General features: G+C 46.6%; 5 protein-coding genes, 4 tRNA genes and 3 rRNA genes. 10 read left to right on the top strand and 2 right to left on the bottom strand.

Translation table 11 applies throughout. The annotated features are described in order from the left end of the window. Positions 1-128: 128 nt before the first annotated feature. Together ITG12_RS08455 and ITG12_RS08450 are read right to left on the bottom strand one after the other, a co-directional pair. Positions 129-1,586, bottom strand: coding sequence for a lytic transglycosylase F (locus ITG12_RS08455; protein ID WP_038868800.1), 1,458 nt, complete (start codon positions 1,584-1,586; stop codon positions 129-131). 153 nt (positions 1,587-1,739) lie between these two features. Then, on the bottom strand, positions 1,740-2,468 hold the full coding sequence (locus ITG12_RS08450; protein WP_248872955.1) for an outer membrane protein assembly factor BamD: 729 nt from the start codon (positions 2,466-2,468) through the stop codon (positions 1,740-1,742). Positions 2,469-2,604: 136 nt separating this feature from the next. On the opposite strand from ITG12_RS08450, the gene rluD reads away from it, so the two are divergent. From rluD to ITG12_RS08400, 10 genes are all read left to right on the top strand, one after another. Continuing rightward, positions 2,605-3,582 carry a 23S rRNA pseudouridine(1911/1915/1917) synthase RluD gene (gene rluD, locus ITG12_RS08445; RefSeq protein ID WP_104024290.1) on the top strand — a complete coding sequence of 326 codons (978 nt, stop codon included), beginning with the start codon at positions 2,605-2,607 and terminating at the stop codon, positions 3,580-3,582. 1 nt (position 3,583) lies between these two features. Beyond that, a complete protein-coding gene (pgeF, locus tag ITG12_RS08440) occupies positions 3,584-4,312 on the top strand; it encodes a peptidoglycan editing factor PgeF (RefSeq protein ID WP_248872954.1) in 729 nt (242 codons plus the stop codon). A gap of 148 nt (positions 4,313-4,460) precedes the next feature. Then, complete coding sequence (gene clpB / locus ITG12_RS08435) at positions 4,461-7,034, top strand: ATP-dependent chaperone ClpB (protein WP_248873941.1); 2,574 nt, start codon at positions 4,461-4,463, stop codon at positions 7,032-7,034. Positions 7,035-7,605: 571 nt separating this feature from the next. Further along, positions 7,606-9,150, top strand: a 16S ribosomal RNA gene (locus ITG12_RS08430). A gap of 99 nt (positions 9,151-9,249) precedes the next feature. After that, positions 9,250-9,325: transfer RNA gene (locus ITG12_RS08425), tRNA-Ala, on the top strand. A gap of 42 nt (positions 9,326-9,367) precedes the next feature. After that, positions 9,368-9,443 (top strand) — tRNA-Glu (locus tag ITG12_RS08420). Between the two features lie 294 nt (positions 9,444-9,737). Continuing rightward, positions 9,738-12,622 (top strand): 23S ribosomal RNA (locus ITG12_RS08415). A gap of 93 nt (positions 12,623-12,715) precedes the next feature. Beyond that, positions 12,716-12,832, top strand: a 5S ribosomal RNA gene (gene rrf, locus ITG12_RS08410). The 16S, 23S and 5S rRNA genes sit together here with 4 tRNA genes alongside, the layout of an rRNA operon. A 32-nt stretch (positions 12,833-12,864) precedes the next feature. After that, positions 12,865-12,941 (top strand) — tRNA-Asp (locus ITG12_RS08405). Between the two features lie 36 nt (positions 12,942-12,977). Further along, positions 12,978-13,054, top strand: a tRNA-Trp gene (locus tag ITG12_RS08400). The last annotated feature ends 171 nt before the right edge of the window (positions 13,055-13,225 follow it).

The raw sequence follows: 13,225 nt of genomic DNA, 5'->3' as shown, positions 1-13,225 counted from the left end.
AGTTCTAGTTAGTTAAAAATTAACCAGAACAAAGATGTGAATCAGATCACTCTTAAAGTGCATAGTAAGTTAGATTCAAAAACGCCGCTCATGAACTGAGCGGCGTTTTTGGTTTTTTGTTCTCGGTTTTATGGCGTTTGGCTTATTTTTTTCAATGGCGTCATGAAAACAGGGTCTTCTGGCGCTAATAAGACGTTGTCCAATGTCTTGGCTAGGTCGAGGCTTTCGAGTTGCTTGTAAATAACGTAGTAGCGGTTCACGTTAGTGACGTATCTGACTGTCTCGCCTAAGCTACGTCGCGTCACCACTTCTACATTGTGAAACCAAACGTTTGGGTCATAACCTTGTTGCGCGGCGCGTTTACGCATTCTCTCTATATTTCCAGGCCCCGCATTGTATGCGGCAAGCGTTAGGTACAGTTTGTTCTCTTTACTGATTGCTTCATCGCTGAAGTAGTATCGACGTAGAAAGGCCATGTACTTCACACCAGCATGGACATTGTTCTCTAAGTTTCGAACGTTTTTGATGTTTACGTTTGGGTCGCTGGCAGTACTTGGCAGAATTTGCATGATGCCAACTGCACCTCGACTCGATACTAGATTATTGTTAAATCCAGATTCTTGATAGGCCACTGCGGCGATAAGCAGATAATCAAAATCGTATTTCTCTCCATATTTAGAGAATAAGGAAGAGAGCTTTTCTAATTGCGCGATTTTTTTCGGGTTGAGGGCTTTGTTGAGCCAATTAGTATTATCGATATATTTGCCGTAAATCACATTGCCCAATAAGGTGCCGGATCTTGATGTCTTGATGAATTTATTCACCACTTTCTTCAACTCTGGACTATCGTGCCTCATTGCCCATGCTATCTCACCTCCGGTGCGGAGGGGGATTTTGGTATGAGAGCGAATATCATCCATAAAGCTCATCCACAACTTGGCTTTGTGGCTATCAAGAACGATGGCTTTGACATAGCCATTGTTGAGCATTCCCACCAATTCGTAGTCTTGTAGTGTTTCTTCTATGAAATGCACAACAACAGGTGGTAAGCCTTTCTTATTAAGTTGTTTGTTTAATGCCTGAATGCTCTCGAAGTAACTTGAACTGGCACGTACCCATATTTCCTTGCCGCTTAACTGGTCAAGCTTGGTCATCACAGGTGTTTTCTTGTCGGTGATCACCCACTCTTCAATTCCCGTAATGGCAGGATCACTAAAATCAACCAATTTCTTACGTGCGTCGGTAATGGTGAGGTTCGCAACAACCAGATCTCCCAGCCCTTGTTCTAGGGAAGGAAGCAGCTCATCACGAGATACAGGAATGATTTGAATATTGATCTTAGGTTTGAGTTTGCGTAAATCTCTCTCAAAATGCGCAAGCAACTCAGCGCCAATCCCTTTTGGTTCACCTCCCTCTATGTAGTAGAAACCCAAATCGGCAGATACCAACACACGCAAGACGTTCTTCTCTTTAATGACATCGAGATCACCTGTGTAAGGGGGCTGTCTCAGAGGGGACAACTCTAAAGCAAATGCTGATGCTGAGAGTAACAGTAGAAGTCCTGTCCATAGCTTTGATAATGCCATGTTCACATCCATGTTGATGGTGAAGGAGAACCTTAAGCATATGTGTCGCTTAAAAAATCATCAAGGTAATGAATGTGGTAACGAGAAAGGATAAAGCAAAAATAAGGAAGGGGGGGAACAAAACCGCCACAAGCAAAGCTGTGGCGGTTGGTGTTATTTTACTGGGTTAAGCTTTATCAGCTCTTCCGTTCTGGCAACGGCATCTTTTAGTTCCAGTTGCTTGTAAGCTTCTAACTGAATATCCAGTGACTTGCGTGCTGCTTCAGTATCTGGGAATGCTTTTTGAAGTTCTTGGACACGGTTAATCGCAGCAATCCAAGCTTCACGGCGTAGATAGAAGTCCGCAGTAGCAAGGTCGTAGTTTGCTAAGCGGTTTTTCAGTGCCACCATGCGTTTTTGTGAATCTTCAGCATATGGGCTGTTTGGGTAACGCTCTAGCAGTTTTTTGAAATCATCAAATGCTTTCTTAACTGGCTCTGGATCTCGGTCACTACGGTCAACGTTGAACAAGTCATGCATAAAGTTACGGTCTTGCGCCATGTGGCTCAAACCACGCATGTACAATACCCAGTCCATTTTTTCATGAGTTGGGTTCAAACGCATAAAGCGAGAAATCGTTGCAAGACCTAATGCTAGGTCGTCGTTTTTGTAGTACGCGTAAATAAGGTCAAGTTGTACCTGCTCAGAGTAGGCACCAAACGGGTAACGCGAATCTAAAGCTTCCAATTTCTCAATAGCAGAAAGCCAGTTACCACTTTGAAGCGACGTTTGCGCGTCAGCATACAGTTCAGAAGGTGGCACATCAGGAACGATTTCTTCTTTGCTTGCACAGCCAAACAGAAGGGATACCGCTAAAAGGCCTGTTAAAGTCTGATGTTTCATATCAGGAGTCTGTTCCTTGAATCTAAATATTTCTTAAGCTGCCGTTACTTTCTTTCCAGTAACAGATACAATGACGTAATAGTCTATTTTTCCACAGTCGTGAGCATTAGTCTCACAGTTTTTAAAAAAGTTCGATATGGCTCAGCAGATTGTTTTAACCAACACCGTAAAAGATAGCCAATTAGGTCAACGTTTGGACCAAGCTATCGCCGAATTATTCGCAGACTTTTCTCGCTCTCGCCTGAAAGAATGGCTTCTTGACGGGAAAGTACAAGTGAATGGTGAAGTTGTCACTAAACCTCGCACCAAAGTTATGGGTGGCGAGGAAATTACCTTGCAAGCCGAGCTGGAAGATGAAGAACGCTGGGAAGCGCAAGATATCCCTCTAGATATCGTCTACGAAGATGATGACATCATCGTAATCAATAAGCCTCGTGATTTTGTTGTTCACCCTGGTGCGGGTACTCCAGATGGTACCGTGCTCAACGCGCTATTGCATCATTATCCTGATATTGCAGAAGTACCTCGTGCAGGTATTGTGCACCGTTTGGATAAAGATACGACTGGCCTAATGGTGGTCGCAAAAACCGTTCCGGCGCAAACTCGTCTAGTTCGTGCTCTGCAAAAACGTAACATTACACGTGAATACGAAGCGATTGCTATCGGCCGTATGACAGCAGGCGGTAAAGTGGATAAGCCAATTGGTCGTCACTCTACTAAGCGTACGCTGATGGCTGTAGCACCTCTGGGTAAGCCAGCAGTAACACACTACCGTGTTGCTGAGCACTTCCGCGAGCATACACGCATTCGTCTTCGTCTAGAAACCGGTCGTACACACCAAATCCGTGTGCACATGTCTTACCTGCAGCATCCGCTATTAGGTGATACTGCTTACGGTGGTCGTGCTCGTATCCCGACAGGTGCTTCAGAAGAAGTGACTGCGATGATTCGTGGCTTTGACCGTCAAGCACTGCACGCGGTAATGCTTCGCTTTGAACATCCTATCACTGGTGAAGAGCTTGAGTTCCATGCTCCAGTGCCTACGGATATGGTCGTCATGACAGAAGCGTTGCGCAAAGATACAGAAGAATACGGTCTACCAGACGAGTTCTAATATGAAGACAGTTATTCCCAACTGGCCTGCGCCTAAGAATGTAAAAGCTTTTTCCTCTACGAGAGTAGGGGGCTTTTCTTCTGCTCCGTATCAAGGGCTTAACTTAGGTGCACACGTTGGGGATGAACTGTCATTAGTTGAAAAAAACCGCGAATGGCTAGCGCAACAGGCAAATATGCCGACCGCACCTATCTGGTTAAGCCAAACTCATTCGACGGTTGTCACTCAAGTGAGTGCTCCGACTTTGCAAGTGCTCGATGCGGATGGCATATATACGTCTTCAAGCAATGTTATCTGTTCTGCTATGACGGCAGATTGTTTACCCGTTTTACTGACCAATATGCAAGGTACCCAAGTTGCTGCGGTGCATGCCGGTTGGCGTGGTTTAGCGAATGGTATCATTGAAAACGCATTAGAGTTGTTTTCTGGTGAGGTTATGGCGTGGCTTGGTCCTGCTATTGGACCAAAAGCATTTGAAGTGGGGGAGGATGTCCTCCAAGCCTTTATGGATTTCGACTCACAAGCTCATCAAGCCTTTACCCCTCGTGATGTTGAAGGAAAGTGGTTAGCGGATATGTCCAAGCTTGCAACTCAGCGTCTTAATAAACTTGGTGTCACTCAAGTATTTGATTCAGGTCTATGTACTTTTCAAGACAAAGATGACTTTTATTCCTATCGCCGTGATGGTGTGACTGGTCGACAAGCCACTTTTATTTGGATTGAAGATTAACTCTGACCAAGCGCAAATTCGCTATGATGCATAGCTCTATTTTTGCAAAGCTATCTTTATTGATTCACTCCCTTGAAATTCCCCCTTTGCGTATCCATCTTTCTAACTGTCAAAAGAATTCTCTTAAGTTGAGGTTAGGAAGGAAGATATGCGTCTTGATAGATTCACAAGTAAGTTTCAAATCGCTATCTCTGATGCTCAGTCACTGGCGTTAGGGCGCGATCATCAATACATCGAACCAGTCCATCTTATGGTGGCTTTGCTGGATCAAAACGGTAGCCCAATTCGTCCATTGCTAACAATGTTAGATGTCGACGTTACTCAGTTACGTTCAAAGTTGAGCGAGATGTTAGACCGATTGCCAAAAGTAAGCGGTATTGGTGGTGATGTTCAATTGTCTAGTTCAATGGGGACTTTGTTTAACCTGTGTGACAAGGTGGCTCAAAAGCGTCAGGACTCTTACATCTCATCAGAAGTCTTCTTACTTGCTGCAATGGAAGACCGCGGTCCTCTTGGTCAATTGCTTAAAGAGCTCGGCTTAACTGAGCAAAAAGTTAGCCAAGCAATCGAAAAGATCAGAGGTGGTCAAAAGGTCAATGACCCCAATGCAGAAGAGCTTCGCCAAGCCTTGGAAAAGTTCACGATTGACCTTACCGAACGTGCAGAGCAGGGTAAGCTGGATCCTGTGATCGGTCGCGATGATGAAATCCGTCGAACCATTCAAGTACTGCAACGTCGAACTAAAAACAATCCTGTCATTATCGGTGAGCCGGGCGTGGGTAAAACCGCTATTGTGGAAGGTTTGGCACAGCGCATCATTAATAATGAAGTTCCGGAAGGTCTACGCGGGCGTCGTGTGCTTTCACTAGATATGGGATCGCTCGTAGCAGGAGCGAAATATCGTGGTGAATTCGAAGAACGTTTGAAATCGGTATTGAATGAATTAGCCAAAGAAGAAGGCAACGTTATTCTCTTTATCGATGAATTACATACTATGGTCGGCGCTGGCAAAGGCGAAGGCTCTATGGATGCAGGCAATATGCTTAAACCAGCGTTGGCACGTGGCGAGCTTCACTGTGTCGGTGCAACAACATTGGATGAATATCGTCAGTATATAGAGAAAGATGCCGCTCTTGAGCGTCGTTTCCAAAAAGTGCTGGTGGACGAACCTAGTGTTGAAGATACCGTTGCGATTTTGCGTGGTCTAAAAGAGCGCTATGAACTTCATCATCATGTAGAGATTACCGACCCTGCGATTGTCGCAGCGGCCAGTTTGTCACACCGTTATGTGTCAGACCGTCAATTACCGGACAAAGCGATCGACTTAATTGATGAAGCGGCTTCTAGCATTCGTTTGCAGATTGACTCCAAGCCTGAGTCACTAGACAAGCTAGAGCGTAAGATCATTCAGCTTAAAATCGAACAACAAGCATTAAGTAATGAACATGATGAAGCGAGTGAAAAACGTTTAAATGCACTTAATGAAGAGTTGGATGAAAAAGAACGCGAATACGCGGAGCTTGAAGAAGTGTGGAATGCTGAAAAAGCGGCCCTTTCTGGTACACAACATATTAAAGGTGAACTAGAGCAAGCGCGTATGGACATGGATTTTGCTCGCCGCGCAGGTGATTTAAACCGTATGTCTGAATTGCAATACGGTCGTATTCCTGAACTTGAAAAACAACTCGACCTTGCAACTCAAGCTGAGATGCAAGAGATGACGCTACTACGCAATAAGGTGACGGATAACGAGATTGCAGAAGTACTCTCTAAGCAAACGGGTATACCAGTCTCTAAAATGCTCGAAGCAGAAAAAGAGAAACTGCTCCGCATGGAAGAGGTATTGCACAAACGTGTGATTGGTCAGGCAGAAGCGGTAGAAGTGGTATCGAATGCAATCCGCCGTAGTCGAGCAGGATTATCAGATCCAAACAAACCAATTGGTTCCTTCTTATTCTTAGGCCCTACGGGGGTGGGTAAAACGGAATTGTGTAAGACACTCGCGAGCTTTATGTTCGATAGCGAAGACGCATTGGTACGTATCGACATGTCTGAATTCATGGAGAAACATTCTGTGGCAAGGTTAGTTGGTGCGCCTCCGGGTTACGTTGGTTATGAGGAGGGTGGTTATCTAACAGAAGCGGTTCGTCGCAAACCTTATTCTGTCATCCTATTAGATGAAGTAGAAAAGGCGCATCCCGATGTGTTCAATATTTTGCTGCAAGTATTGGATGATGGTCGATTAACTGATGGTCAGGGTAGAACGGTTGATTTCCGTAATACTGTAGTGATCATGACATCGAACTTAGGTTCAGCTCGCATCCAAGAGAACTTTGCTACTCTGGATTACCAAGGCATTAAGAATGAAGTTATGGATGTGGTTAGTAAGCACTTCCGTCCTGAGTTTTTAAACCGTGTTGATGAAAGTGTTGTATTCCATCCGCTTGGTCAAGAGCACATAAAGTCGATTGCTTCTATTCAACTGGAACGTCTAGCTAAACGCTTAGAAGAAAAAGGTTACCAATTAGAGGTATCCGCAAAAGCCCTCGATTTGATTGCTCAAGTTGGTTTTGATCCTGTGTATGGTGCGCGACCTCTAAAACGTGCCATTCAACAAAATGTCGAAAACCCACTAGCGAAATCAATCTTAGCCGGACAAATATTGCCAGATAAGAAAGTACAGCTGATTGTGAACAATGACCAAGTTATCGCTCACCAGTAATTTCACTAATGCAGTGAAAAGTGAGATGAAGTTCAAGGTTTAGGGGGCAGTAGCCCCCTTTTTGATGCACTTTTATCGGATTTTGATTGTTTTCTATACGAACGAACCAAAAAGATAAGTTTTTTTGAAAAATAGGGTTGTGTTCCTAAACGAACTCCCTATAATGCGCCTCCGTTGTCACGGGAAAGCAAACAAAGCGAAGCCGAGATGACAAGGTCAGTGAGTTCGAAAGTAACTCACAGAGAAATAACTTAAAAAAGTGTTTGACACGATAAGTTATCTCGCTAAAATGGCCGTCCACTTTGAAGAGAACTTCAGAGTGTGCTCTTTAAAAATAAGAACCTATCAATCTGTGTGGGCACTCGTTGATGATAATCCAATTAGAAATTTCTCTTAATAAAGAGCGGTTTCAAATTAGGTTTCAATGAACTGAGTGACCAATCAAGTCGCAAGACTTGGCACAGTCAATTCATTATCATTCTGTTGGAATGGTAATAGCTTTAAAATTACTTCTTACTTTCGAGTAAGGATGAGTTTTGAAGTCAGTATTCGTTGAGCCGAACAAAATCTTAAATTGAAGAGTTTGATCATGGCTCAGATTGAACGCTGGCGGCAGGCCTAACACATGCAAGTCGAGCGGAAACGACTTAACTGAACCTTCGGGGGACGTTAAGGGCGTCGAGCGGCGGACGGGTGAGTAATGCCTAGGAAATTGCCCTGATGTGGGGATAACCATTGGAAACGATGGCTAATACCGCATGATGCCTACGAGTAAAGAGGGGATCTTCAGGCCTCTCGCGTCAGGATATGCCTAGGTGGGATTAGCTAGTTGGTGAGGTAATGGCTCACCAAGGCGACGATCCCTAGCTGGTCTGAGAGGATGATCAGCCACACTGGAACTGAGACACGGTCCAGACTCCTACGGGAGGCAGCAGTGGGGAATATTGCACAATGGGCGCAAGCCTGATGCAGCCATGCCGCGTGTGTGAAGAAGGCCTTCGGGTTGTAAAGCACTTTCAGTCGTGAGGAAGGTGGTGTAGTTAATAGCTGCATTACTTGACGTTAGCGACAGAAGAAGCACCGGCTAACTCCGTGCCAGCAGCCGCGGTAATACGGAGGGTGCGAGCGTTAATCGGAATTACTGGGCGTAAAGCGCATGCAGGTGGTTTGTTAAGTCAGATGTGAAAGCCCGGGGCTCAACCTCGGAATAGCATTTGAAACTGGCAGACTAGAGTACTGTAGAGGGGGGTAGAATTTCAGGTGTAGCGGTGAAATGCGTAGAGATCTGAAGGAATACCGGTGGCGAAGGCGGCTCTGGACAGATACTGACACTCAGATGCGAAAGCGTGGGGAGCAAACAGGATTAGATACCCTGGTAGTCCACGCCGTAAACGATGTCTACTTGGAGGTTGTGGCCTTGAGCCGTGGCTTTCGGAGCTAACGCGTTAAGTAGACCGCCTGGGGAGTACGGTCGCAAGATTAAAACTCAAATGAATTGACGAGGCTGCACAAGCGGTGGAGCATGTGGTTTAATTCGATGCAACGCGAAGAACCTTACCTACTCTTGACATCCAGAGAACTTTTCAGAGATGAATTGGTGCCTTCGGGAACTCTGAGACAGGTGCTGCATGGCTGTCGTCAGCTCGTGTTGTGAAATGTTGGGTTAAGTCCCGCAACGAGCGCAACCCTTATCCTTGTTTGCCAGCGAGTAATGTCGGGAACTCCAGGGAGACTGCCGGTGATAAACCGGAGGAAGGTGGGGACGACGTCAAGTCATCATGGCCTTACGAGTAGGGCTACACACGTGCTACAATGGCGCATACAGAGGGCAGCAAGCTAGCGATAGTGAGCGAATCCCAAAAAGTGCGTCGTAGTCCGGATTGGAGTCTGCAACTCGACTCCATGAAGTCGGAATCGCTAGTAATCGTGGATCAGAATGCCACGGTGAATACGTTCCCGGGCCTTGTACACACCGCCCGTCACACCATGGGAGTGGGCTGCAAAAGAAGTAGGTAGTTTAACCTTCGGGAGGACGCTTACCACTTTGTGGTTCATGACTGGGGTGAAGTCGTAACAAGGTAGCGCTAGGGGAACCTGGCGCTGGATCACCTCCTTATACGATGATTACTCACGATGAGTGTCCACACAGATTGATATGGTTTAAATTTCAGAGCAAAAGATTGGTTCTGCATAAAATGCTGAAGCGATTTTATGTGGGGCTATAGCTCAGCTGGGAGAGCGCTTCGCTGGCAGCGAAGAGGTCATCGGTTCGATCCCGATTAGCTCCACCACTAGCTATATTGTTTCTGCTTTTAGCAAAACAAGCTTACAGTGTCCCGTTCGTCTAGAGGCCTAGGACACCGCCCTTTCACGGCGGTAACAGGGGTTCGACTCCCCTACGGGATACCATCTTTAAACATTCTCTCTTGAGAGTTTTTAAAAATGGTTACTTCATAAGAAGTGATTAGCTCTTTAACAATTTGGAAAGCTGACAAAGTAATCTTTAAGATTACTTGTAAAGTTCTCAATGTTTGTCTTTATGACAAACACCAAAAAACACATTCAAGTGTTCTTGGGAATATCACTTTTAAAGTGATTATTCGAAATTGAGTCCGGCAAAATCGAAATGTCTCTCGCTCATTCAAATAATGAGAGACAACTTTGGTGATTTGAACATCAACTCGAAACTCCTTCGGGTTGTATGGTTAAGTGACTAAGCGTACACGGTGGATGCCTTGGCAGTCAGAGGCGATGAAGGACGTATTAACTTGCGATAAGCCCAGATTAGGTAGTAAAAACCACTTGAGTCTGGGATTTCCGAATGGGGAAACCCACTAGCATAAGCTAGTATCGCTGCGTGAATACATAGCGCAGCGAGGCGAACCGGGGAACTGAAACATCTAAGTACCCCGAGGAAAGAAATCAACCGAGATTCCGAAAGTAGCGGCGAGCGAAATTGGACTAGCCCCTAAGCTTTATATGCGTTAGACGAACGGTCTGGAAAGTCCGGCAATAAAGGGTGATAGCCCCGTAGTTGACAACGCACATTCAGTGAAATCGAGTAGGGCGGGACACGTGATATCCTGTCTGAATATGGGGGTGCATCCTCCAAGGCTAAATACTACTGACTGACCGATAGTGAACCAGTACCGTGAGGGAAAGGCGAAAAGAACCCCTGTGAGGGAGTGAAATAGAACCTGAAACCGTGTACGTACAAGCAGTAGGAGCACCTTCGTGGTGTGACTGCGTACCTTTTGTATAATGGGTCAGCGACTTATATTCAGTGGCAAGGTTAACCATCTGGGGAGCCGTAGCGAAAGCGAGTGTTAACTGCGCGACTTAGTCGCTGGATATAGACCCGAAACCAGGTGATCTAGCCATGGGCAGGTTGAAGATTGAGTAACATCAATTGGAGGATAGAACCGACTAATGTTGAAAAATTAGCGGATGACTTGTGGCTAGGGGTGAAAGGCCAATCAAACCTGGAGATAGCTGGTTCTCCCCGAAAGCTATTTAGGTAGCGCCTCGGACGAATACTACTGGGGGTAGAGCACTGTTAAGGCTAGGGGTCATCCCGACTTACCAACCCTTTGCAAACTCCGAATACCAGTAAGTACTATCCGGGAGACACACGGCGGGTGCTAACGTCCGTCGTGGAGAGGGAAACAACCCAGACCGCCAGCTAAGATTCCAAATTATTACTAAGTGGGAAACGATGTGGGAAGGCTCAGACAGCCAGGATGTTGGCTTAGAAGCAGCCATCATTTAAAGAAAGCGTAATAGCTCACTGGTCGAGTCGGCCTGCGCGGAAGATGTAACGGGGCTAAGTAATAAACCGAAGCTGCGGCAATGAAGTTTTACTTCATTGGGTAGGGAAGCGTTCTGTAAGCCGTTGAAGGTGTGTTGTAAAGCATGCTGGAGGTATCAGAAGTGCGAATGCTGACATGAGTAACGATAAAGGGGTGAAAAACCTCCTCGCCGGAAGACCAAGGGTTCCTGTCCAACGTTAATCGGGGCAGGGTAAGTCGACCCCTAAGGCGAGGCCGAAAGGCGTAGTCGATGGGAAACGGGTTAATATTCCCGTACTTCTTACAATTGCGATGGGGGGACGGAGAAGGCTAGGTGAGTACTGGCGACGGTTGTCCAGGTTCAAGTGCGTAGGCTGAAGAGTTAGGTAAATCCGGCTCTTCTTAAGGCTGAGACACGACGTCGAGCTACTACGGTAGTGAAGTCATTGATGCCATGCTTCCAGGAAAAGCCTCTAAGCTTCAGATTGTAAGGAATCGTACCCCAAACCGACACAGGTGGTCGGGTAGAGAATACCAAGGCGCTTGAGAGAACTCGGGTGAAGGAACTAGGCAAAATGGTACCGTAACTTCGGGAGAAGGTACGCTCTTGATGGTGAAGTCCCTTGCGGATGGAGCTGACGAGAGTCGCAGATACCAGGTGGCTGCAACTGTTTATTAAAAACACAGCACTGTGCAAAATCGTAAGATGACGTATACGGTGTGACGCCTGCCCGGTGCCGGAAGGTTAATTGATGGGGTTAGACTTCGGTCGAAGCTCTTGATCGAAGCCCCGGTAAACGGCGGCCGTAACTATAACGGTCCTAAGGTAGCGAAATTCCTTGTCGGGTAAGTTCCGACCTGCACGAATGGCGTAATGATGGCCACGCTGTCTCCACCCGAGACTCAGTGAAATTGAAATCGCTGTGAAGATGCAGTGTACCCGCGGCTAGACGGAAAGACCCCGTGAACCTTTACTACAGCTTGGCACTGAACATTGACCCTACATGTGTAGGATAGGTGGGAGGCTTTGAAGCACAGTCGCTAGATTGTGTGGAGCCGTCCTTGAAATACCACCCTTGTAGTGTTGATGTTCTAACGTCGACCCCTTATCGGGGTTGCGGACAGTGCCTGGTGGGTAGTTTGACTGGGGCGGTCTCCTCCCAAAGAGTAACGGAGGAGCACGAAGGTGGGCTAATCACGGTTGGACATCGTGAGGTTAGTGCAATGGCATAAGCCCGCTTGACTGCGAGAATGACAATTCGAGCAGGTGCGAAAGCAGGTCATAGTGATCCGGTGGTTCTGTATGGAAGAGTAATCGCTCAACGGATAAAAGGTACTCCGGGGATAACAGGCTGATACCGCCCAAGAGTTCATATCGACGGCGGTGTTTGGCACCTCGATGTCGGCTCATCACATCCTGGGGCTGAAGTCGATTCAAGGGTATGGCTGTTCGCCATTTAAAGTGGTACGCGAGCTGGGTTTAGAACGTCGTGAGACAGTTCGGTCCCTATCTGCCGTGGGCGTTGGAAGATTGAAGGGGGCTGCTCCTAGTACGAGAGGACCGGAGTGGACGAACCTCTGGTGTTCGGGTTGTGTCGCCAGACGCATTGCCCGGTAGCTAAGTTCGGAATCGATAACCGCTGAAAGCATCTAAGCGGGAAGCGAGCCCTGAGATGAGTCTTCCCTGATACTTTAAGTATCCTAAAGGGTTGTTCGAGACTAGAACGTTGATAGGCAGGGTGTGTAAGCGTTGTGAGGCGTTGAGCTAACCTGTACTAATTGCCCGTGAGGCTTAACCATACAACACCCAAGGGGTTTTGATGGACTCAATGCAAGAACGATTGAATGTGTATAAATAGAACTTAAAATCAGTTTTCCGAATTAAAGAATTTGCTTGGCGACCATAGCGATTTGGACCCACCTGACTTCCATTCCGAACTCAGAAGTGAAACGAATTAGCGCCGATGGTAGTGTGGGGTTTCCCCATGTGAGAGTAGGACATCGCCAGGCTTTAAATTTAGACTTAAATGTCTAACCAGTGCGGAGCGGTAGTTCAGTTGGTTAGAATACCGGCCTGTCACGCCGGGGGTCGCGGGTTCGAGTCCCGTCCGCTCCGCCACTTATTCCGAGAGTCGTCTCACTAAACACGAACTACAGGGGTGTAGCTCCAATTGGCAGAGCAGCGGATTCCAAATCCGCGTGTTGGGAGTTCGAATCTCTCCACCCCTGCCATATTTAAGGCTCTAGCAGAAATGCTAGAGCCTTTTTCGTTTTATCACTTTTCTGCTTCTGCCTCTCCCTCAAATTGTCAGTCATGCTTATGTCTCGCGGTATGTGTGCTATTTTGTAGTGCATAGCTAGTGCTCAACGTGATTAGAAGGTGACTTCCTGTTATTATCGGCG

Source organism: Vibrio sp. ED002 (genome assembly GCF_023277445.1).
GTDB lineage: Bacteria > Pseudomonadota > Gammaproteobacteria > Enterobacterales > Vibrionaceae > Vibrio > Vibrio jasicida.
The sequence above is the reverse complement of the archived record's forward strand: the minus strand, read 5'-3'. Positions and strand labels throughout refer to the sequence as shown.